This is a genomic window from Streptomyces mangrovisoli (genome assembly GCF_000974985.2).
In the GTDB taxonomy this organism is placed as follows: Bacteria; Actinomycetota; Actinomycetes; order Streptomycetales; family Streptomycetaceae; genus Streptomyces; species Streptomyces mangrovisoli.
In genome coordinates this window covers 107,602-129,514 of sequence record NZ_LAVA02000064.1, presented here as the reverse complement: position 1 = coordinate 129,514, position 21,913 = coordinate 107,602, and the positions used below count along the sequence as shown (strand labels likewise).

Here is a 21,913-nt window from a genome sequence, read left to right as displayed (position 1 = left end):
GGCGCGGGAGACCTCGCGGCGGGACAAGTCGGCGGAGCCGGGACGTAACGGCGGCGCGGGGCCTGTGAGTTGGTCTGGACCTCTTGACATCGCAATTGGTCTGGACCACCTTATGGGCACAACGGTGGCCACCGTAGCGAGTCCCTCCCTCCCCCTTTCACCCCCACCGGAGGCCCCAGTGGACCTGGACCGCGTACCAGGCATCTCCCCTCGCAGAAGACGGCTGATACGGACGACCCGGCTCTGGTCGGGGGCCGTGGCCGCGGCCATGGCGCTGTGTTTCGCCGGTACCGGCACCGCCTCGGCCGCGGACGTCAACAACGTGAAGAACGCCGGATTCGAGTCCGGCCTGAGCAACTGGACGTGCACGTCGGGCAGCGGCTCGACGGTCTCCTCCCCCGTGCACGGCGGCGCGGCGGCGCTCCAGGCCACCCCGGCCGGCCAGGACAACGCGCAGTGCAGCCAGACGGTGGCGGTCAAGCCCAGCTCGACGTACTCGCTGAGCGCGTGGGTCCAGGGCAGCTACGTCTATCTCGGCGTGACCGGCACGGGCACCACGGACGTGTCGACGTGGACGCCGAGCGCGACCTCGTGGCAGCAGCTCACGACGTCCTTCACGACGGGCGCGTCCACGACCTCCGTCACGGTGTACACGCACGGCTGGTACGGCCAGCCCACCTACTACGCCGACGACGTGTCGGTCTACGGCCCCGACGGTGGCGGTGGCGGCGACACCACCCCGACGGTCCCGGCCGCCCCGACCGGCCTCGCGGTGGCCTCCACCACGTCGTCCTCGGTCTCCCTCTCCTGGTCCGCGGTCTCCGGCGCGACCGGCTACAACGTCTACCGCGACGGCACCAAGGTGACCGCGGTGACCGGGACTTCGGCGACGGTGACCGGCCTGTCCGCCTCGACGTCGTACTCCTTCCAGGTCACCGCGACCAACTCGGCCGGTGAGTCGGCGAAGTCGTCGGCCGTGACCGGGACGACGGCGGCCACCTCCGGCGGGGGCGGCGGCAGCACCACGCTGCCCAAGCACGCCGTGACCGGCTACTGGCAGAACTTCAACAACGGGGCGACGGTCCAGAAGATCTCGGACGTGTCGTCGCAGTACGACATCATCGCGGTCGCCTTCGCCGACGCGACGTCGACGCCGGGCGCGGTCAGCTTCACCCTGGACTCTGCGGGCCTGAACGGCTACACGGTCGACCAGTTCAAGTCCGACATCGCGGCGAAGCACGCGGCGGGCAAGAAGGTGATCATCTCGGTCGGCGGCCAGAACGGCACGGTGTCGGTGACCGACTCCACCTCCGCGACGAACTTCGCGAACTCGGTGTACTCGCTCATGCAGACGTACGGCTTCGACGGCGTCGACATCGACCTGGAGAACGGTCTCAACGCCACCTACATGTCGCAGGCGCTGCGCTCGCTCTCCACGAAGGCCGGCTCGTCCCTCGTCATCACGATGGCCCCCCAGACCATCGACATGCAGTCCACCTCGGGCTCCTACTTCCAGACGGCCCTGAACATCAAGGACATCCTGACGGTCGTCAACACCCAGTTCTACAACAGCGGTTCGATGCTGGGCTGCGACGGCAAGGTCTACAGCCAGGGCTCGGTGGACTTCCTCACCGCCCTCGCCTGCATCCAGCTCCAGGGCGGCCTCTCCCCGTCCCAGGTGGGCCTCGGCGTCCCCGCCTCCACCAGCGCGGCGGGCAGCGGCTACGTCTCCCCGACGGTCGTGGACAACGCCCTGGACTGCCTGGCGAAGGGCACCAACTGCGGCTCCTTCAAGCCCTCGACGACGTACCCCGACCTCCGCGGCGCGATGACGTGGTCGACGAACTGGGACGCGTCGGCGGGCAGCACGTGGTCCGCCACGGTGGGCGCCCACGTCCACGCGATGTCGTAACACCACCCCACCCACCCGACGCCCGGCCCGCCTTCCCCGGCGGACCGGGCGTCGGCCGTCACGGCTCTCAGCCGGAACTTATGTACGCCTGCTTAGGATTGGGCGGTCGTTCGGTCTACAGGTGGGGTTGGAGCATGTCGGTCGGGTCGTCGTCTGCCGGGTCCCCCACGGACACCTCGGGGGGCGGATGGACCGCGCCCAGTGAGGTCGAGCAGGCCCTGTTCGAGGCCAGGGGGCGGGACGACTGGGGTGGGTATCTCGGGGTGCTGGCCCGGCAGCGGGTGTACTTCGAGGTGCGGCGGGAGCGGGTCGACGCCGAACCCAGTGGGACATCACCGGTGTTCGGGCACGATCCGCGGACCGGCGGGCTCATCTGGGCGGTGTACACCGAGGGGATGCTGCCGCCGCCCGAACCGCACCGGGTCTTCGACTGGAACCGGCTCGGGTGGTTCGCCAAGGTGTGGGCCGCCGGTGATCCCCCGTATGTCGTGGTCAATCCCGGCAGCCCTTGTGAGGCCTTCCTGCCGTCCGCGCCGCCGCATTCGGCCGCGTGGGCCCGGTATTCGGAGGAGGCCGGGTTCCCGGAGTACCGGAGCGGGCTGCGGACGCTCCGGGTCGGCGGCCCGCTGGAGGGGCCCGTCGCGCACGGACTCGCCTGCGGGGCGCTGCTGTTCGTGCGCAGCGGGCTGCCGTGGAACGCGATGGCGTACCACGGACGCGGCTATCCCACCGAGCGGAAGACGCTCAAGGACTGGTGGGGCGTCGGCAGCGCCGCCGAGTGGCAGGTCCAGCAGCGGGCGCTGCTCGCCCTCGACGGGGCCAACCCGGTCTGGGAGTTCGCGCTCCAGGTGCGGCGGACCATCGCCCGTGACTTCGGCGGCCACGTCGAGACGGGGTACTGGCGCGACGCCGCCGCCCGCGTGCTGCGCCGGCGCGCCGAGGGCGAGACCGTCATCACCGCCGACGGCGTCACCACCACGCCCACCGTCCCCGAGGCCGAGACCGAGGCCCGCGTCAAGGGCGTACAGCACCTCATCGGGCGGATCACCCGCTACGAGGCCCGGTTCCGCGCCGACGGGCTGCTCGCCGAGAACCGGTTCGTCGGCTCGGTGGACGCCTGGGACATCGGCCGCGCCTCCGGCATGGCGCGCTGGGGGCTCGGGGCCCGCTACTGCGATCTGCGCCAGGCCGAGGCCGCCGTCGTCGAGGCGGGTCTCGCCGCCGCCCGCTCCTACCGGTCCTGGCAGGACTTCTCGGCCGGCTACATCCTCGGCCGCTGTCTGCACTTCGACGACGAGGAGTTCGGGGACTGGTACACGAGCGCCCTGGAGACGCACCGGATCCTGATGTCCGAGAAGGAAAGCCCCTGGCGCACCCTGCCGTTCCGGTAGGCCGGACCGCGCCTTGCTGAGCACCCGCCGTCAGTTCGCTGTGCGTACGCTGAAACATTTTGCCCGTCCCACCGCATCAACCAGTCGAGGGCATCGGCACGGTGGCGGGTGCGACGCGACGGGGAGCGGTGTATGAGGCAGGAACACGCGGACGAGTACGCGGAGTTCGCCTCCGCGCGGGCCGGGCATCTCTACCGGTCGGCCTGTCTGCTCGCCGCCGGGGACACCCACCTCGCCGAGGACCTCGTCCAGGAGACCCTGGGGCGGCTCTACGTCCGCTGGGCGCGCGTCAGCCGCGTCGGCAACCCCGCCGGCTACGCGCAGACCGTCCTCACCCGTACCTTCCTCGCCCACCAGCGCCGCCGCAGCAGCACCGAGCGCGCCACGGACGTGTTCCCCGACCTGCCCGCCGCCGACGGCTCCGACGGCGGCGACTCCGCGCTGCTGCGGCTCACCCTGCTCGACGCGCTGGGGCGGCTCCCGCCCAAGGACCGCGCCGTCGTGGTCCTGCGCTACTGGGAGGACCGCTCCATCGCGCAGACCGCCGACGTGCTCGACGCCAGCTCCGCCGCGGTCCGTACGCGCTGCGTGCGCGCCCTCGCCCGGCTGAGGGAACTGCTCGGCGAGGAACTGGGCGCCTACGCGCGGCCCTGAGCGGCCGACCCGGTTCCCCCACGATTCTCGCCCCCTTCGTCCGGCGCCCCGCCGCCGGCGGCTCCGGCTCCGGCTCCGGCTCCGGCTCCGGCTCCGGCTCCGGCTCCGGCTCCGGCTCACCCAACTCGCGGAAACGGTGGTTCGTCATGCCCGAAAGTCCTGAAGAGCACCACGAGAGCGAACAGCCGCTCGACGAGTACGAGTTGCGGCTCGGCGCGGCCCTGCGGCTGGCCGGGGACGCCTACGACGCCGACCGGCACGCACTCGTCACCGGCGGCACCACGCGCGGGCGCCGGATGCGGATGCGGCGCCGGGCCGCCGTCGTCGCCGGCGCCGCCGGGGTCGCGCTGGCCGGGGTGAGCGGGGCGCTGCTCGTGCCGTGGCACGGCGGCTCCGGCCCCGCGTCCGCGGCCGCGTCCGTCGGCGCCGCGCCCCGCACCGCGCACGCCACCGCCTCCCCCGCGCCCGTCACCGGTGCCGCCATGGTGCGCACACTGGAGAAGCTGCTGCCCAAGGGCACCTTCGCGCACGTCGGGTCGCGCGGCTCCGACGAGGAGCCCACCGGATTCCCGTACGCCACCGTCGTGTACGACGACGGCAAGGGCGCCGCCGGGATCTCCGTCAGCCTCAACCGGGTGGTGCCGGGCGGCACGGACGCCCGGCAGGCGGTCACCTGCCCGGACAAGGTCGCCATCCCGTACGACGCCTGCACCAGCCGCCGCCTCGCCGACGGCTCGGTGGTCATGGTCTTCCAGGGGTACGAGTACCCGGACCGGCGGGTGGACACGAAGCGCTGGACCGCCGACCTCGTCACCCCGACCGGGCAGCATGTCTCCGTCAGCGAGTGGAACGCCGCCCAGGAGAAGGACTCCCCCGTCACGCGGTCGCAACCGCCGCTTTCAGCAGCGCAGTTGACCGACTTCGTGGCCGCGCGCGCGTGGCGGCCGCTCGCCGACGCCGTACCCGAGGACCCGCACCAGGCCGCCGAGCCCGCGCCCGAGAGCGGCGGCGCGCCGATCGTCGGCACCCTCGCGGCGCTGCTGCCCAAGGGGGTCCATGTGGTGACGCGGAGCAGGAAGTCCGAGGACGACGCGGGGTCGTACGCCTATGTCGTCGTCGACGACGGCAAGGGGCGCAGCCTCGTGCAGATCAACGTGCAGCCGGACATGAGCGATGTCGCCGGGGATCTGTTCGGGTCCGGCGACGAGACGCTGGCGGACGGCACGCGGGTCGCGCAGCACCAGGGGCCGGGCGACAAGGGCGTCGCCGGGGTGGTGATGTGGACGGTCGACACGCTGCGCACGGACGGGCGGCGGGTCGTCGTCAGCGCCTTCAACTCCGGTACGCAACATGACGCGGCCACCCGCGCCGCGCCCGCGCTGACGATGCAGCAGCTGCGGGCGATCGCCCTCAGCCCGCAGTGGCTCTCGGCGGGCTGAGGGTGCTCGCGGCCGGGCGCCCTACTCCTCGAAGTAGGCGTCCAGGACGGCGTCCAGCTGCGCGTCCCACTCCTTGAAACGGGCCCGGGTCGCCGCCTCGATCTCGATCGGGTACCAACGGTTGTCCGGGGTGTGGACCGTGATGGTGTACCGCTTGCCGAAGCGGGGGGCCTCCGTCTCGACCGCGCCGATCTCGTCCCAGCGGAACTCGCAGGCCTGGTCGTCGAGGCGGAGCCGGACGCCCGTCGCGTCGGCCTCGATCCTCGCGCGGCGGTCCGCCGCCTCGAAGGCGGGGCCGTCGGACTCCTCGTCGGCGTCCGACGCGTCCTCGTCCGACGCGTCCTCGTCCGAGGCGTCCTCGTCCGAGGCGTCCTCGTCCGAGGCGTCGTCGGCCGCGGACGCGTCGTCCCCGGTCTCGTCGTCGGCCGGCTTCCCGGACCCCTCGTCGGCGGCGTCCTCCGCGGAGCCGTCGGAGGCGTCCTCGGCAGAGGGCTCGCCCTCCACGGACTTCGCCTCGAGGTCGGCCTCGTCGGCCGGCTGCTCCGTGTCCTCGGACCCCTCCGGCTCCGCGGACACGGGTGCGGTGAGCCCGGGGATGAAGGCCGGGTCGAATCCGGCGCCCCCCAGGGGCTGGCTGCTCGATCCTATGCGCTGCTCCACGGCGGCAGTATGGACGACGATCCTGTGCCGTAACCAGTCAGCCCAGCCATCACCCTGCTTCACCCACGTCACAGCCCTGCGGCGGCCGGGGCGGTCTCACTCGTCCATGAACACGATCCGGCGCGTGCGGCTGCCGTCGCCCGGTGCCGGCGTCACCGCGCCGCGGCCCGCCGGGACCGCCCGCTCGCGGCCCCAGGCGCGGATCTCCTCGATCTGCTCCGGGTTGCTCACGCTGAGCGGGCGCACCTGGGCGAACGTGTCCATGACGTACGAGTCCTTGAGCTGATCCGCGCCGCCCCGGCGCACCGCCTCCTCGGCCACGTCGTGCAGCGCGGCCTCGATGTCGGAGCCCGCGAACCCCTCCGAAAGGTCGACCAGCCGGTCCACCTGCTCGGCGTCGGGCTCGGTCTGGAGGTAGCGGCGGTAGTAGATGCCGATGATCTCCTTGCGGTCCTGCGCGTCGGGCAGGTCGACGAAGAACAGCTCGTCGAAGCGGCCCTTGCGCAGCAGCTCGGGCGGCAGGCTGCGGATGTCGTTGGCGGTGGCGACGACGAAGGCGCGGGACTCGGACTCCTGGAGCCAGTAGAGGAACTGCCCGATGATGCGCTGCGGGACGCCGGACATGTCGTCGCGGCCCGCGAGGCCCTTCTCGATCTCGTCGATCCACAGCACGCACGGCGCCACCCGGTCGGCCATGGCGAGCGCCTCGCGGAAGCGGCCCTCGGACTCGCCGAGGTACTTGCCGTGGATGCTGGCCATGTCGAGCCGGTACAGCGGCAGCCGCCACTCGTGCGCGATGGCCTTGGCGGACAGCGACTTGCCGCAGCCGGGCACGCCGACGAGCAGCACCCCGCGCGGCGGGCGCAGCGCGGTGTGCCTGAGGTCGCGGGAGATCATGTCGTGCTTGCGCTCCAGCCAGGCGCGCAGCCCGCTGAGCCCGCCGACGGAGTAGTCGCTCTGCCGCAGCTGGACCCGCTCCAGGCCGGTCAGGTCGCTGAAGATGCGGTCCTTGGCCTGGGCGAGGCCGAGGACGTCCTCCTTGCGGATCGCGCCCTTCGCGGCGATGGTCGCCATCAGGTTGACGCACTCGGCCTCGGTGACACCGCTGAGGAACTCGGCGGCCCGGCGGGCGTCCTCCTCGGTCCACTCGATGGGGATGTGGTTGTGGTGGTCGCCGAGGAAGCCGCTGAGGATGCCGTACATCTCGTCGGAGTCGGGCAGGTCCAGGCGCAGGCTCATGCCGAGGCGCTGGAGCCCGCTCCAGATGGGCGTGTCGGTGATCAGCGCGATGCTGCCCATGTTGCTGTCGGCGAGCCGGGCGAGTTCCGCGAAGTGCCGGGTGACCGGGGTGTCCGACTCCAGCTCGTCGGGGTCGACGAAGACCACGGTGGCGTTGGCGCGGCTGCCGAACTGCGCGGCGGCGAAGTCCATCGCGCCGGTCAGCGAACGGTCGTCCTGGACGGGCGTGTTGCTGCGCAGGTCGCGCAGTCCGGTGGCCCGGGTGTAGATCCAGAACGGCATGCTGCTGCGCCGCGACTGGGTGGCCGCCTCGCGCAGGAGCCGGAGGGCGCGCTGCTGCTCGATGGTCCGCATGGCGATGACCGGGACGCGGGCGGAGATGTAGCTGTCGAGGTGGGCGAGGCTCTCGGCGTAGTTCGACATGTCGGGGTACGGCCTTCGATCGGGGAAGGGGCGGGGCGCGGTCGGGCGGGCGGCTCGGCCGCCGGCCCCCACCGGAAGCGAGCGGCTCGGCGGGACGCGGCGGACGGGCGGGACGCGGCGGGCGGCTCAGCCGGGCAGGATGCGGCGCCTCGGGGGCGCCGCGGGGTCGTACGCCCAGGGCTGCCCGGGCGCCGGGGGCGGCGGCGCGCCGAGGGTGGCGGTGAGGGCGTTGTCGCGCAGGGTGCGGCGGCGGGCCTCCACCCGCCGGGGGTCCGTGCCGCGCCGGGCCTCCTCCTCCAGGCCCCGCTCCAACTGGGCCTGGACCTGCGGGATCTGCTCGTCGACCAGCGCGGTCAGCCGCTCGCGCAGGGACGCGGGCAGGCCCGGGTGGGCGGCGAGGGCGCGCACGGTGTGCAGCCCGGTACGGGCCTGGGCGAGTTCACGGCCGTAGGAGAACTCGTCGTGGGCCTGGGCGAGCGCCCGCACCATGGCGTCGGCCCAGGCGACGAGACGCGCGGTGAGCGCGCCGGTGAGGTGCGCGGTGAGCCGGGCCCAGGTGTCGGCGTCGAACTGCTCCTGGGTGAGCGGGGGCAGCGCCGCCGGGTCGACGGGTTCGAGGGCCGCCCAGCGGCGCAGGTGGTCGACCCACGCCTGGTAGGGGCCGCCGTCGGCCCACAGACCGGTCATGTCGCGGCGCCCGGTCTGCGCACGACGGTTTCGCCGGGCGGCAGCGGCTCCCAGTCGGGCAGTCCCTCGACGACCTGGCGCTGCCGGCTGGTCCTGCGCTCCTGCCGCGGCCGTGCCGTGGCGGCCCAGGGGGAGGGCGTGGGTGCGCCGCCGCCCGCGGCCCAGGGCGAGGGCGAGGGGGCCTGCGCGCCGCCCGCGGTCGCCGGGGAGGCGCCGCCTGGGCCGGCCGGCGGGGCGCTGCGTGGCGGCGCCGTGGGCTGGGCCGGAACCGTCCAGGCGGCCGGGTCGGCGGATCTGAGCAGACCGCCGCCCATCGCGGGCCGCTGGGTCGCGGGGGCCGGGGCGGAGGCGGGCGCGGCGGCGGAGGCGGGCGACCCGAGGGAGCGCCAGAGGTCGGGCTGCGGGGCGTCGCCGTTGCGCGGCGGGGTGTTCGGGGTGCTCATCGCGGCGAGCCCTCCTCCTTGCGTACGGTCCGGCCCTCGAACGGCGAGGCGCCGTCGGTGGCCGTGGGCAGGGTGCCGATCAGCTCGCGGACCTGCGCCTCGATCTGGTCGGCCGTGCGGAACTTCGCGTACCAGTCGGTCAGTTCGGCCGAGGCGGCGCGCAGCTTGTGCAGCGAGTCGGTCTTGGCGCGCTGCAGGAGCCGGCGCGCGGCCTCCTGATTGCGCCCGGCGACCCGGGCGCCGTTGTGGAGGATCAGTCCCCAGACGCCGGCGACGGCCGCGGCGGCGACGAGCGCGAAGCCCACGGAGACCTGGGAGAAGAACAGCAGGATGCACGCCACGACGGCGACGAGCGGGGCAACCTTCTTGACCAGCGGGAACGCCAGCGATTCGATGAACGGATCCATGTGCCGGTCCCAGTGGTCGCCGAGGGACTTCTCCAGCGTGGCCAGCGGCTTGGTGAACGTGCCGTGCCAGGGCGGCAGCCGGAAGTTCTGCGCGCCCACCGAGTGGGAGGTGCCGAACTTCGCCTCCACGTCCTGCGGTACGGCCGCGCGGTAGTCGCGGGTGTACCCGGCGTGCGCCTGCCGGAACCAGTCGTGGCAGGCGGCCACGGCCAGCCGACGGGTGGCCTCGGAGACCCCGATGGCCGCCGGGTCGAGCGCCGCGGTCGTCTGCACGGTCAGATAGTCGAGGGTCTTCTCGTACGACGCCGCGTTGGCGTCGGCGGCGTGGCGCGCGGCGTCGAGGTCGCCGTCGTGATCGACGACCGCCTGGTGGAAGGCGAGGTCCCGGTAGAGCGGCAGTTCTTCCTCGTCGCACTCGTCGACCAGCAGGTCGAGGATGTCGTCGATGGCGTCCTCAAGGCGGTCGGTGGGCTCGAACTCCCGGTCCAGGATCGCCTGGTACTTGTCCAGCAGGGGCTGCTGGGCGCGGGCGGCGGCCAGCACGCGTTCGAGGGTGGGCCACTGCGGGGACAGCTCGGCCAGGCCCGGGAACTCGGCCTTCGGCCGGGGCACCCGCAGCGAGTCGATCTCGACCCGCCACCGCTCGACCTGCTTGGCCTGTGTCTCGGGGCTGTCCATCAGCCGCGCACGCCACTCGGCGAGGGTCCGGTCCAGCAGGTCGCGGCCGACGGGCCCGAAGGCGCCCTGCGCGATGGCCTCCAGGATGACCGCGAACTCGCGGCCGAGGGCGGCCGGTTCCTGTGCGAGGAGGTAGTGGCGCAGCCAGCGCACCGCGGACTCCTTGCGGTCCTGGCGGCGCAGCACCAGTGCGAAGAACAGCGAGGTGCGGTCCTTCGAGCGGCGGAACGCCTCCTCGACGGCGCGGTCGCACAGGCCGGGATCGTCGGCGGACCAGGCGCTGAGCGCGACCAGGGCGGGGGCCAGCCAGTAGCGGGGCGTCTGGATCATCAGCTGCTCGCTGACCGAGCGGACGGTCTCCTCGGTGACCAGTCCGACGTCGAACGCCTGGAGCAGGCCGACCGAGGAGCGGCGGACGACCTTGTGGTGGCCGAACTCGTGGTCGATGCGGTCCTCGATGACGCCGATCCTGGTCTCGGCGCGCTGCACGTTGGCCGTGGCCTCGGCCTTCTTGACGAAGGCGAGGAAGTCGTGGCGCAACTGCTGGAGTTCGGTGCGGGCCTGCTGCTGGTTCGCCTCGACCGTGGCGACCTGACCGGACACCGAGCCGACCTTTTCGGCTACTTGGATGACCAGCCCTTGCACCGCGGCGACCTGACTGCGCAGGTGGTGGTCGATCTCGGCCATGCGGAAACTCCGTTCACGTGCTGCGTGTTCGGGCGGGCGTGACGTCGTGGGGGGGGGGAGAGATGGGCGCGGCTCAGGGCCGCACCACGGTGCCGTCCTCCAGGACGGGCAGGATCAGGCCGTCGCCGTAGACCTCGATGTAGGCGTAGCCGCCGGAGCGGGCGAGCATGCGGGCCGCGGAGAAGGGGTCCGGCATCGGCTCGGCGGGCGCGAAGTGCCGGACGATCACGTGGAAGAGGTTCAGCTGGTGGTCGACGTAGGGCGGTCCGAGGTAACAGCGGGCGACGAAGCCGAGCGGTACGTCGCCGTGGTCCGAGCGGTACTCCTCGCGGACCCACTCGGCGAGGGCGCGGCACGCCTGGTCGTCGAGGCCGGCGTCGAGCGTACGGACGGCGTCGAGGAGCCGCCTCGAGCGGGACCGGTAGAGGGTGTGGGGTACGGTGCGCGGGCCGGGGGCGATGGCCCGCTCCGGCTGCCGGACCTGGTCCTGGCCGCCGATCAGGCGGCGGCCCGAGCCCGGGGCGGACGCCGGTCCCGCCGGTCCCCCGTTCGCGCCCACGATGCGGCGCGGTCGTTCGACGTACCCCATGTGTCCCCCGAGTGTCATGGGCGGTGCACCGGAACGAGCCGGTTCTCCTGTCATCAAGGTTAGTGATGTGACGTCAAGAGTGCGACCGGTACTACCGATTGTCCTCCGCGTGACCTGATTGCGCCCGGAAAAAGCCCAGTTGACGACCATCCGGTTGCTGTTCCGTTTCTGTCCCGGCCCCGGCTCCCCCTGGCAGACTCTCCGCCATGGGGAAGATCCATGCGTTGCTGGTGGGGATCGACACGTATCCGGCCTCGGTCGCGCCCTCGCTCGGCGGCTGTCTCAACGACATCGCCGCCGCGCGGCGGCTGCTGGACGACCTCGCCGGGGAGCGGGCCGAGGTGCGGGTGCTGCGGAACTCCGAGGCGACCGTCGAGGCGGTGACGGACGCGGTGCTACGGCACCTGGGGGCGGCCGGCGCGGGCGATCTGGCGCTGCTGTGGTTCTCCGGGCACGGCACGCAGGAGCCGGCCCACGGAGGCGATCTGCTGATCGAGGCGACGGGGCTGAACCAGGCCCTGGTCTGCGTCGACGGCATCCTGCTCGACAAGCGGCTCGGCGTGCTGCTGGACACGGTCGCGGCGGGCGGCGCCCGGGTCACGGCGGTGCTGGACTGCTGCCACTCGGGCGGAGCCACCCGGGACCGGGCCGCCCGCTTCGCCCCGCCGTCACCCGACTGGGACTTCGGCCCGCGGGAGCACACGACGGACGCACCCGACCCGCAGGCAACCCCGGCCGGCACGCCCGACCCATGGGCGCCCCCGGTCGGCGTGTCCGACCCGCAGGCGACCCCGGGCGGCGCCGCCGCCGACCGCGCGGTTCCGGTGGTGGCGGCCGGTCCCCGGCATCTGCTGCTTGCCGCGAGCCGGCTGGACCTGCCGTCGTACGAGGACTGGTTCGGGGGCAGGCGGCACGGTGCGTTCACGTATGCGCTGGTCGGCGCGGCGCGCGCGGCCGGGCCCGCGGCGACCGGGCGGGAGCTGCTCAGCGCGGCCTCCGCGACGGTGCAGCGGCTCGGCACCGGGCAGCGCCCCGTGCTGTTCCCGAACCTGCACGGCGGGGACGCGGACCGGCCCTTCCTCGACGGGTCGGAGGCGCGGCCCGCCGAGTCACTGCTGCGGTTCGGGCCGAACGGCTGGGAGGTGGACTGCGGCAGCGCGCACGGTCTGCCGGACGGGCCGGGCGCCGAGGGAACGGAGTTCGCCGTCGTGTCCGAGGGGCCCGGCGGGAGGCCGTTGGACGGCGGAGGCCAGGTCGTCGCCGCGCGTTCGGTACGGCCGGAGCGGACGCTCGTCGAGCCGGTGGGCTGGGTGCCCGCCCACGACCGGGTCTACCCGGTGACCGTGTCGGCGCTGGCGTTGCCGCCGGGCAGCGTGACCCTCGACGGCCCGCCCGAGGTGGTCGCGGAGCTGACGGAGGCGGTGCGGCGGGCGCCGCTGCTGCGTCTGGCGGACGGGCCCGAGACGGCGGCCGACGTGCACTTCCGGGTGCTCGTGCGGGACGGGGTGGCGCATGTGCTGCGGCGGGACGGGACGCCGTACACGGAGCCGGTCGCGCTGGGCGGGTTCCGCGGGCCGGGCGAGGCCGCGGGGCGGGTCGCCAACTGCCTCGCGCACCTGACCCGTTGGCACCGGCTGCGCGACCTCGCGCCGCGGCCCTCGCCGCTGGACGGCCTGGTGCGGGTGGAGGTGGCGCCATGGGGGGCTCAGACCGGGGAGGTGCTCCTGCCGGACGCGAGCGGGGAGATCGTCGTGCCTTACCGGCCGGGACCGGACGGCCCGCAGGCGCCGTGGGTGTCGATCCGGCTGCACAACCGCTCGCCGGACCGCACGCTGTGGTGCCTGCTGCTCGACCTGACCGACCGGTACGCCTCGGATCCGGCCCTGTACGAAGGCCACTTCATCGGTCCCGGCCGCACCGGGCACGCGCTCGACGGCGACCCGGTACGACTGTCCCTGCCCGCCGGGCGCGCCGAGGTGCCGGGCGCGCAGGCGCGGGACTGGCTCAAGTTGATCGTCGCGGAGGGCGAGTTGAACACGGCGCCGTTCCAGCTGCCCGAGTGGAGCCCACGCCTGCCCACCGGCACGCGGAAGCTGGGGCCGGTGCTGACCGGCGGCGCGATGCGCTGGACGACGGCCACCGTGCCGCTGCGGACGGTGGTGCCGGGGCCGGTGCCGGCGGGCGCTGCCGACGCTCCGAGGGCCGCGGCGGGACGCGGGCGGTTCACTGGCCCAGGTGCGTGAACCCCGCCCACGCGCTCAGGTCGTGCGGGTCGATGCGCGCCGCCCGCTCGGCGAGTTCCGCGGGCAGCTGAGCGGGCAGTTCGCGGTCAGGGTCGATCATCCACAGCTGGGCGCGGCGCAGGGCGCGCCCGGGGGGTTCGCCGTGGGTGCGCAGGAAGTGGTGGGTGAGGAACATCAGCACGGACGTCGCCTCGTCCGGCACCGGCCACAGGGAGCCGACGACCGAGCGGGCGCCCGCCACCAGGAAGGCGGTGGCGAGCGAGTACGCCTCGTTGTGGCCGCGGCCCGAGACATGGCTGCGGCAGGCGGCGAGCAGCACGAGACCGAGCCGGCCGTCGTCCGCCGCCACCGCCTCGGTGAGTTCCTCGGCCGCCAACTGACCGTCCGACAGGGAGAGATAGGCGCTGCGGCGGGCGCCCGCGGCGACCGAGGCGTGGCAGGCGAGGTGCAGCACGCCGCCGCCTTCCTCGCCCTCGGCGGGCGGTGAGCGCAGCCAGTCGAGCACCTCGCCGGGGGTGCCGGGGCCGTCGGCGGCGCCGCGGGTGCGGTGGCCGAGGAAGCGGCCGTCGGGGTAGAAGACGCGCTGGACGGCGTCGGCCTCCTCGCCCGCGTGGTAGAGGTCGCCGGTCGGGTTGCCGACGAAGAGCGCGGCGCCGGGGCGGGCGGCCGCGGGGCGGGCGGCGACCTGGCAGAGCAGGCGCGCGGAGGCGGCGTAGGAGATCTCGGCGGCCTGGAGCGCGTACTGCCGGCCGCGCGGGCCGCCCGCCTCCCAGGCGGCGTGCCAGGGCACGAGCCCGAGGGCCCCCATCGGCACGAGCACGAGCCGCGGCAGCCGCCCGCTCGGCATCTCGAACGCCTCCAGCAACGGCCGCATCCCCGCGTACCAGGCCCACCCGCACAACCGGTCGAGCTGCCGCCGCAGGCTCCGCGAGGCATCCCGCCCGAACCCGGGGACGGGCCCGAGGACCCGGGGGTCACGGGGCTCGGGGCCCGGCCCGGCGGGCGGTCCCCAGGGCGGGCCGGCGGGAGGCTCCGTGGACGCCTCCGAGGGCGGCCCGGTGGGTGCGGGGCGCCCGGTCGGGCCGGTGGGTGTGCGGTCCAGGGGCGCGGTCGCCGGGGTGTACTCCTTCAGCGGTGCCGCCGTCTCCGTCAGGGTGGGCAGGGGTACGGCGTGGACCGCTCCCCCGGAGGTGACCACGACGGCCGTGCCCGCCACGTCCTCCGAGGCGGGGACCAGGTAGACCAGGGCGTCCTTGCCGAGGGAGCGCAGGGCGCGACCGATCTCCTCGGGGGCGGGCGGGTCCAGCAGCAGGGCCGTCTGCGGGGAGTCTCCTGGGGTGAGCGCGGCGAGGACGCGGCGGCGCAGGGAGCTGGGCACGCCGAGCGGGCTCGCCACCGCGGCCCCCGGGTTCTGCGGGAGCCCGGCGCTGTCGGCGCCCGAGGCGCGCCACTCGGCGGCGAGGTCCGTGTGCCCGGCCGCGGTGAGCAGGTCGGGCACGGAGGTGGAAATGACCGCGGCGTGCAGGACGAGTCCGCGGCAGGCGTCCAGGGCGCGCAGCGCCTCCTCGGGCCGGTCGTCCTTGAGGCACCACCCGGCCACCTCCAGGGCCGCGGTGGTGGCCTGCGCGGCGGCGAGCTCGGCGTGCCCGGTGCCGGACTGCAGGAGGGCGGCCCAGGCGTGGCCGCGCAGCGAGTCGAGGCCGACGCGGCGGGCGGCGGCCCGGTCGCGACGGTGCGGGTCGTCGCGGTCGCGGTAGGCGCGGGCCAGGGCGAGGCCGGTCGGCGCGTGCAGCCGGTGCTCGGGGCCGCCCGCCTCGGCGAGGGCGCCCTCCAGGAGGGCGATCCCGCGGGCCAGCCGCTCCCGTCTGTGGACCCGGTCGATCTGCATGGAGGCGAGCACGCAGTGGGCCATGCCGAGGCAGTTGGCGTAGCGCAGCCGGTTGTCGCTGCCGGGGTCGGACAGGTCGTACGCCTCCTGCAGCAGCCGGGCCGCGTCCGACAGGCCGGGCCCGTCCTGTGCCGTCCCGGCCCTGCCGAAGCGGGTGACGCCGTTGTCGCCGAGCACCCAGGCCCGGTGGTCGCGGGGCAACCGGGCGGCCTGGCGGCGCAGTTCGAGTACCCCGGGGCGGTGGGCGGGCGGCGCGAGCGGGGGCACGCCGAGCGTCTCGGCGAGATGGTCGCGGGCGGCGCGCGCGTTCTCCATGAGCGTGTAGATCTGGATGCGGCTGGGGTCTTCGTCGCTCATCTCGGCGTGTCCGGTGGCGAGTTGGACGATGCTGCGGTCGGCCGCCGCGAGGTCGCCGCGGCGGGTCGCAGCGAACGCGTCGTGGGAGGCCTGCTGCAGGTCCATGGACTGCCGCAGGTACCGGGGCACGGTCGGGTCCTCGCGCAGCCGCCGCCACGCCTCGGCGCCGGCCTCCATGTCGTCGGCGGCGCCGCCCGTCTGCCCGCGCCGGGTCTGCGCGGCGAGCCGGGCGAGGGCGACGCCGTAGTCGCGACCGGAGTCCTGCCCCGCGGCCTCGGCCTGGTCGAAGTGGGCGAGCACGGCGTCGAGGCCGGAGCCGGAGCCGGCCATCTCGGCGCCGAGCAGGGAGACACCGGCCACCGCGTGCGCCTTGCCGAGCCAGGCGGGGTCCTGCTCGACCCGCTGGAACACGGCCTCGATCAGCTCGCGCCGCTGGTCGGCGGTGACGTGGCGGCCGTCGGGGTCGAAGGCGATGAGGTTGCCGAGGAGCATCGAGGCGAGCCGGGCGCGCGCCTCGCTGCCGGGCTCGGTGGCGCGCACGCCCGCGAGCACCTGGTCGAAGGCCGCCTGCCGCCGGTGGCTGCCGGTCACGTCCCGGCCGAAGCCGGGCAGGTGCTCGTCCTCGCCGAAGTCGAAGTGGGAGCGGCCCTGCTGGAGGTCGTCGTTCATGGCGTTGTACGCGGAGAGGACGCCTTCGACGTCGAGCCCCTCGGGTACGCCCTCGCGCTCGGCGAGAAGCCCGTGCTCGACGAGCCGGTAGCGGGCCCAGGCGTCCATCAGAAGGGCCATGGGCCTCAGGCCCTGCACGTCGAGGGAGCTCCGCAGGGTCGGGGCGACTCCTTCGAGGACGTCGCGGGCCCGCCCCGGGTCGGGGTCGTCGGGGTAGCGGGCCTGCTGGAAGAAGGCGAGGAACATCGCGGTGACGGTGGAGTCGCCGTCGCGTGCGGGGTCCCAGGTGTCGAGGGCGTGCCGGAGCAGGGCGATGGCCCGGTCGCGGCCGCCGGCGTCGTCGCGCTCCGCGGCCCGTTCGTACAGCAGCCGCCCGAAGACGTCGAGGTACGGCGGCAGCAGCCGGTCCTCGGCGCCGGGCACGGCCAGCAGCCGGGTCAGCTCGACCTCGGCCGCCGCGCCGTGGGCCTGGTCCTTCCAGACCGCCCAGAGCGTCGCGCGGATGAACACGGCGTCGCAGCGCACCTCCCACGCCCACTCGGGGGCGTCGGCGCCCGAGCGGCGCAGCTCGGTGAGGGCGGTGTCGAAGGCGTCGCGGGCGGACTCCAGCTCGCGGCGGTCCTCGGTGGCCCGCCCGTGCAGCATCAGGGCGACGCCGGCGCTGTGCCACACCTGGGGCACGTCGGCGGCGGCGACGGGGTGCGCGCCGTCCAGGGCGGCACGGTAGTGGCGGGCCGAGGCGGCGGCGTCGTCGAGGTCCCCGCGCAGCGCGAACCGCCGGATGTGCAGCAGGCCCAGGTCGACGCGGAGGTCGGCGATCCCCTCGATGGCCGGGTCGGCGGCAGACAGGGCGTCGTGGTGGCGGGTGAGCGCATCATCGAGGAGGGCGCCCTCGTCGTCGGCGGGGGTACGGCGCTCGTAGCGTTCGCGGGTGCAGGCGACGAGCAGGGCGTGCGCGACCTCGCGGACCGGGTCGAAGTCCGGGTCGTCGGGCGGCAGTCCGTCCGCGCCGACACCCAGCAACTCCACCACCTCGGAAAGGAGTTCCCGGTCGGGTCGGGCTTCGTCGTAGCGCTGCGCCCGCAGATGCCCGAATATCACCCGCCATGCCGACCACATGGGGTCGTCGGCGGGGCCCGGGCGGCCGAAGGCGTGCTCGAAGGCGTCGAGCGCGACGGCGTCCTCGTCGTCGCCGTGGCCGAGGGCGTGCAGGCGGTAGCTCAGCTCGCCCGCGTAGCCGCAGAGGGCGGGCGCGTCCGGGTCGCCGGAGGACAGGCGGGAGAGATCGTCGAGCACACGGTCGCGCTCGGCGGCGATCTCCGCCACGAGGGCGGACAACTCTGCTGCGTCGTCGGGCATATGAGCAATTCTTCTACGACTTCTACGGCGTCTGTGGCGTCTGTGGCGTCTGTGGCTTCTACGGCGCGAGGCGGGTGAAGTAGGGCCGGAGGACGGAGTCGAGCCATCCGCGTCCGTCGTCGGTCGCGAAGTCCACGGTGTGGCCTTCGACTTCGGTGACGGCGTCGGGCGGACAGCGGTCGCCGAAGAGGACCACCGTGCGGTCGCCGGGCTCGCGCTTGGAGGACCAGACCATGCCCTGCGCCCAGGGCTCGGTGTGGCGGCGGATCCAGTGCGCCCAGTCCCGGGTGTAGGCGTACTCGGCGGCCTCGGTCTGCACCAGCCAGCTGTCCTGGTGGACGCCCGCGAGGTCCTGCGCGGTCATCAGGGCGACCACGGTGACGTCGGCGGCCAGCCGCAGGGTGCTCACGCCCCGGCCGCGCACCGCGGCCCGGGGCAGCAGCCGGGGGCCGCCCGCCGGGTCGAAGGGCAGCGAGCGCAGCAGGGTCTCGCAGACGGCGGCGGCCGGGGTGGTGCCCGCGTAGAGGTAGCCGTAGCGGTCGCAGGCGGTGGCGTCGAACCGGCCGCCGCCGTAGAGGCAGTGGGCGGGGCGCGGGTTGAAGGCGGTGGCGGGCCGGTGCAGGGAGTGCACGCGGTGCAGCACGGTGCCGCGGGTCAGCACGGCCTTGGCGGGGGTGGCCGTCAGGTGCTCGGGCGGCCGGTAGTTGGGCACGGTCAGCTCTCTTCCTGGGGGGTGGGCGGCACGCTCACTCCTCCTCCATCAGGAACCGCGCGATGTCGACGAGGTGCGGGTCGCGTCCGGTGCCGAGCAGCGCGGCGGGCGCGCCGCCGAGCCAGGCGTTGGGCGACAGCCACCAGTCGGCGGCGCCCCAGGGGTCGTGTGCGGCGTCGAGGAGCGCGTTGACCTCCAGGACGACCAGCCAGGGCAGGGTGTCCTCGGAGAACTGGAAGCGGGGCAGCCGCGCCCGGCCGCCGGGGCCGGGCAGCCGGATCAGTCCGGGCGCCTGCGGGTCGCCGCCGCGCCGCAGCAGGGCGTCGGCGTCCAGCGCGGGCGCGGCGAGCAGCCGTTCGCGCACGGGGCCGAGGACCGGGCCGACCATACGGTGCCCGTCGAGGACGAGGACGGCGAGGTCCTCGGCGTGGAAGCCCTGGTAGGCGGGTGGCGTGCCGGGGGGCGCGCCGGCGAGCCGGGACTCGGCGCCGGGGCCGAACTCGCCGGGCAGCGCCTCGCGCAGCAGCCCGGCGGCCTCGGCGGCGGCGTCGTCCCGCGCGCGGGTGTCGCCGTGGTGGTCGCCACGGATGTCGCCGTGGTGACCGCGGACGACGGCGAGCAGGGCGGCGAGCCGCTCCCGGGTGGGCTCGGCGAGCCGGCCGGCCAGCCGGTCCCAGCCGGCGGCGGCGACGGCGAGCACGGCGTACGGATCCACTGGTCCCCCTGTCACCGCTTCTCCTGTCCGGGCCCGTGCGCTCCGCCCAGCAGCCGTTCCACGAGGTCGGCCCGGGCGTGGCGGCGCATCACCAGGTGCACCTGCCACGGCGCGCCGCGGGCGAGTTCGGCCTCCACGGCGGTCCACAGCGCGCCGAAGCTCTCCAGCGGCGGCAGCCCGCCGCGGCCCGCGCCGAGCAGCGGCAGGCAGATGGAGGTGAGCGGCGGGTCGTGGCGCGGGGCCTCGTCGGCGAGCAGCCGGAAGGCGCGGGTGACCCCGCGGGTGATGTCGGCGGGCTGGACGTCGTAGTCGCTGGTGCCGGGCCGGGGCACGGCCACGGCCACGTGGTAGATGCGGCGCACGCCCTGCTCGGCGAGGGCGCCCGCGCCGGTCGGGGCGACCGTGCCGGGCAGGGCCGCCCGGCCGGGTGTCCCGTGCCGGACGGCCCACCCCCGCAGCTCGTCGTGGACCAGGTCCTCGACGAGCGCCCCCGTCGGGTCGGTGCGCGCTCCCGCGCGCCGCAGGGTCGCGGCGACGGACGCCTTGTAGGAGGCGGGCAGCGCGAAGTGCGTGTTGGACGGGGAGACGACGACGTCGACGTCCCGCAGCAGCTCGACCGAGTGCACGTGCAGGGTGATGGCGACGGTGCGGTCGTGGACGTACGGCCGTACGACGCGGTGGGCGGCGGCCAGCCGTCCGGGGCGGACCGGGGCGGCGGTGCGGCGGGCGGCGATGCCGAGGAGCTGTTCGGCGATCTGCCCGAGCACCATCAACTCGTGGTGCTTGCGGAACCGTTCGACGCTGACGCCGTACACCTCGGCGGCGCGCCTGCGCCGGTCGGCGGCCGGCCAGTCGCGGGTGCCCTGGGCGAGGCCGAGGCTGTACTCGGCGGCGGTCTGCAGGGTGCCGCCGCCGATCGCCAGGACGGCTTCGCGCAGCAGGCGTTCGATCGCGTGGGCCGGTAACTCGCCCTCCTCCCCCGGCCGTTCACCGGCCATGCGGGCGAGCTGCGGGGTGTCGAGTCCGCGCAGCCGGACGACTCCGGCCCGCCGCACGGTCCTCACCTCGGCGAGCACCGCGCCGTGATCGGGCAGGTGAGGGAGGTGCGGCATGAACCCAAGAATTCCATCGCCGCCTCCGCCCTCACAAGCCCGATCCGGTTGCTCCCCCTCGTCCATTGCACACGGCGGGCCGGTCGGGGCCCGGGTGGAAACGGGTCGATTCCGGGGCGGAGTCGCCGCACGGCCCGACTCCGAGTCCGACTCCGCTGCCAGGAAAGGGAGTTCTTCGCGGAGGTGGGCGGTCAGCCGAGCACGGCCAGCGCGTCGATCTCGATCAGCAGGCCGGGCGGCAGGCCGACGTAGACGGTGGTGCGGGCGGCGGGCGGCTGGGTGAGGGCCTGCTCCTCGAAGTAGCGGTCGTAGATCTCGTTGAACTCGGGGAAGTGGGCGACGTCGGTGAGGTAGACGCGGATCATCACCACGTCGTCCCAGCCCGCGCCACCCTCCTCCAGGACCGCCTTGACGTTGGCGAGGGTCTGCAGGGTCTGCTCGCGCAGGGTGGGCCCGGCGGGCACGGGGGCTCTGCCCTCCTCGGCCGGCAGGAAGCCGACCTGGCCCGCGGTCTGGAGGATGTTCCCCTTGCGGATGCCGTGCGAGAACTTCGCGGGCGGGGCGGTGTGGGTCTTCGGGGTGAGCGCGATCTTGTCCGTCATGCGGGTTCCTTTGCTGGGTCGTTCTCCGGGGGCCGCCCGGAGTACTCGGCGCTGACGGCGTCGGCGGTGCGGCGCACCAGCGGGAGCAGGGTGAGGAGTTCGTCGGCGCCGACGACGACGTTCGGCGCGGAGACCGACAGCGCGGCGGCGACCTTGCCGTCCGCGCCGCGGATCGGGGCGGCGACGCAGTTGATGGACTCCTCGTGGCCGCCGAGGTCGGTGGCCCAGCCCTGTTCCCGCACCTTGGCCAACTCGCGCAGGAAGGCGGGGGCGTTGGGGGTGGAACGGGGCGTGTAGAGGGGGTAGTCGAGGCCGCCGGCGACGGTGCGGCGCTCGGCCTCGGGAAGGTCGGCGAGCAGCAGTTTGGCGACGGCGGCGACGGTGAGGGCGACGGGGCGGCCGATGCGCGAGTACATGCGCACGGGGTAGCGGCTGTCGACCTTGTCGAGGTAGAGCACCTCGCCGTCCTCGTACACCGCGAGGTGCACGGTGTGCCCGCAGCTCTCGTTCAGCCGGACGAGGTGGGGGTGGGCGATCTCGCGGACGTCGAGGTTCTCCACGGCCTCCTGGGCCAGGGCGAAGAGGCGGGCGCCGAGGCGGTAGCGCTGGTCGGACTGGCGGTAGACGAGGCCGTGCTCGTCGAGGGTGCGCAGCAGGCGCAGCGCGGTGGACTTGTGCACGCCGAGCCGGTCGGCGACCTTGCCGAGATCGGCGGGTCCCTCGGCGAGCAACGGCAGGATGCTCAGGGCCCGGTCGACGGACTGGCTCATGCGGTGGGCACCTCCTCATGGACGCCGACCTCGGCGCCGGGGGCGGGCGGGGTCTCGGAGTGGGACTGGGCGTGGGTCGCGCCCTGGGTCTCGGCGTGGGCGTCGGCCTCGGACTGGGTCTCGTCCCGGGGCGCACTCCGGGAGTCGGCCCGGGTCTCGTCCCGAGAGTCGCCCCGGGGCTCGTCCCAGGCGTCAGCCCGAGGCTCGTCCCGGGCGGCGCCCCGGGGCTCGTCGCGGGTCTCGTCCTGGGCGTCGGCCCGGGGCTCACCCCGGGAGT

Annotated in this window: 17 protein-coding genes; 5 read left to right on the top strand and 12 right to left on the bottom strand. The window is 74.5% G+C overall.

What is annotated here, in order from left to right; genetic code table 11:
- Window positions 1-184: 184 nt before the first annotated feature.
- The 4 genes from WN71_RS25515 (at window position 185) to WN71_RS25500 (ending at window position 5,396) form a co-directional block, all read left to right on the top strand.
- A complete protein-coding gene (locus WN71_RS25515) occupies window positions 185-1,912 on the top strand; it encodes a chitinase (protein ID WP_046590165.1) in 1,728 nt (575 codons plus the stop codon).
- Window positions 1,913-2,046: 134 nt separating this feature from the next.
- Window positions 2,047-3,303, top strand: coding sequence for a DUF1266 domain-containing protein (locus WN71_RS25510; RefSeq protein WP_046590132.1), 1,257 nt, complete (start codon window positions 2,047-2,049; stop codon window positions 3,301-3,303).
- A 132-nt stretch (window positions 3,304-3,435) separates the two neighbouring features.
- Window positions 3,436-3,957, top strand: a complete 522-nt coding sequence (locus WN71_RS25505; protein ID WP_046590130.1) for a SigE family RNA polymerase sigma factor — start codon at window positions 3,436-3,438, stop codon at window positions 3,955-3,957.
- A gap of 146 nt (window positions 3,958-4,103) precedes the next feature.
- A complete protein-coding gene (locus WN71_RS25500; RefSeq protein ID WP_046590128.1) occupies window positions 4,104-5,396 on the top strand; it encodes a hypothetical protein in 1,293 nt (430 codons plus the stop codon).
- Window positions 5,397-5,417: 21 nt separating this feature from the next.
- Here WN71_RS25500 and WN71_RS25495 read toward each other — a convergent pair whose 3' ends face one another.
- The 6 genes from WN71_RS25495 to WN71_RS25470 form a co-directional block, all read right to left on the bottom strand.
- Window positions 5,418-6,056 carry a hypothetical protein gene (locus WN71_RS25495; protein WP_046590126.1) on the bottom strand — a complete coding sequence of 213 codons (639 nt, stop codon included), beginning with the start codon at window positions 6,054-6,056 and terminating at the stop codon, window positions 5,418-5,420.
- A 96-nt stretch (window positions 6,057-6,152) separates the two neighbouring features.
- Window positions 6,153-7,718: an AAA family ATPase gene (locus WN71_RS25490; RefSeq protein WP_046590123.1), complete on the bottom strand. Its 1,566-nt coding sequence runs from the start codon at window positions 7,716-7,718 to the stop codon at window positions 6,153-6,155.
- Window positions 7,719-7,844: 126 nt separating this feature from the next.
- Window positions 7,845-8,405 (bottom strand): hypothetical protein, encoded by a 561-nt coding sequence (locus tag WN71_RS25485; protein ID WP_046590121.1) that lies wholly within the window; start codon window positions 8,403-8,405, stop codon window positions 7,845-7,847.
- The gene (locus WN71_RS25480; RefSeq protein WP_046590119.1) at window positions 8,402-8,848 is read right to left on the bottom strand and encodes a hypothetical protein; all 447 of its coding nucleotides are present in this window, start codon (window positions 8,846-8,848) and stop codon (window positions 8,402-8,404) included. Before WN71_RS25480 ends, WN71_RS25485 begins: the two co-directional genes overlap by 4 nt.
- Window positions 8,845-10,620, bottom strand: a complete 1,776-nt coding sequence (locus WN71_RS25475) for a hypothetical protein (RefSeq protein WP_046590117.1) — start codon at window positions 10,618-10,620, stop codon at window positions 8,845-8,847. Before WN71_RS25475 ends, WN71_RS25480 begins: the two co-directional genes overlap by 4 nt.
- A 73-nt stretch (window positions 10,621-10,693) precedes the next feature.
- Window positions 10,694-11,209: a hypothetical protein gene (locus tag WN71_RS25470; protein ID WP_046590114.1), complete on the bottom strand. Its 516-nt coding sequence runs from the start codon at window positions 11,207-11,209 to the stop codon at window positions 10,694-10,696.
- Between the two features lie 206 nt (window positions 11,210-11,415).
- Between WN71_RS25470 and WN71_RS25465 the strand changes: the two genes are divergently transcribed.
- Window positions 11,416-13,452: a caspase family protein gene (locus tag WN71_RS25465; RefSeq protein WP_046590112.1), complete on the top strand. Its 2,037-nt coding sequence runs from the start codon at window positions 11,416-11,418 to the stop codon at window positions 13,450-13,452.
- Here WN71_RS25465 and WN71_RS25460 read toward each other — a convergent pair.
- The 6 genes from WN71_RS25460 to WN71_RS25435 form a co-directional block, all read right to left on the bottom strand.
- Complete coding sequence (locus WN71_RS25460; RefSeq protein WP_046590109.1) at window positions 13,433-17,725, bottom strand: CHAT domain-containing protein; 4,293 nt, start codon at window positions 17,723-17,725, stop codon at window positions 13,433-13,435. The genes WN71_RS25465 and WN71_RS25460 overlap by 20 nt on opposite strands.
- A gap of 58 nt (window positions 17,726-17,783) precedes the next feature.
- Entirely contained in the window at window positions 17,784-18,437 is a 654-nt protein-coding gene (locus WN71_RS25455; RefSeq protein WP_046590106.1) for an RES family NAD+ phosphorylase, read from the bottom strand.
- A 34-nt stretch (window positions 18,438-18,471) separates the two neighbouring features.
- A complete protein-coding gene (locus WN71_RS25450; RefSeq protein WP_420856527.1) occupies window positions 18,472-19,167 on the bottom strand; it encodes a hypothetical protein in 696 nt (231 codons plus the stop codon).
- The gene (locus WN71_RS25445; protein WP_046590102.1) at window positions 19,164-20,264 is read right to left on the bottom strand and encodes a macro domain-containing protein; all 1,101 of its coding nucleotides are present in this window, start codon (window positions 20,262-20,264) and stop codon (window positions 19,164-19,166) included. The genes WN71_RS25450 and WN71_RS25445 overlap by 4 nt, the downstream gene beginning before the upstream one ends.
- A 191-nt stretch (window positions 20,265-20,455) precedes the next feature.
- On the bottom strand, window positions 20,456-20,866 hold the full coding sequence (locus WN71_RS25440) for a RidA family protein (protein ID WP_046590100.1): 411 nt from the start codon (window positions 20,864-20,866) through the stop codon (window positions 20,456-20,458).
- Complete coding sequence (locus tag WN71_RS25435) at window positions 20,863-21,636, bottom strand: IclR family transcriptional regulator (protein WP_046590098.1); 774 nt, start codon at window positions 21,634-21,636, stop codon at window positions 20,863-20,865. The genes WN71_RS25440 and WN71_RS25435 overlap by 4 nt, the downstream gene beginning before the upstream one ends.
- Between the last annotated feature and the right edge of the window lie 277 nt (window positions 21,637-21,913).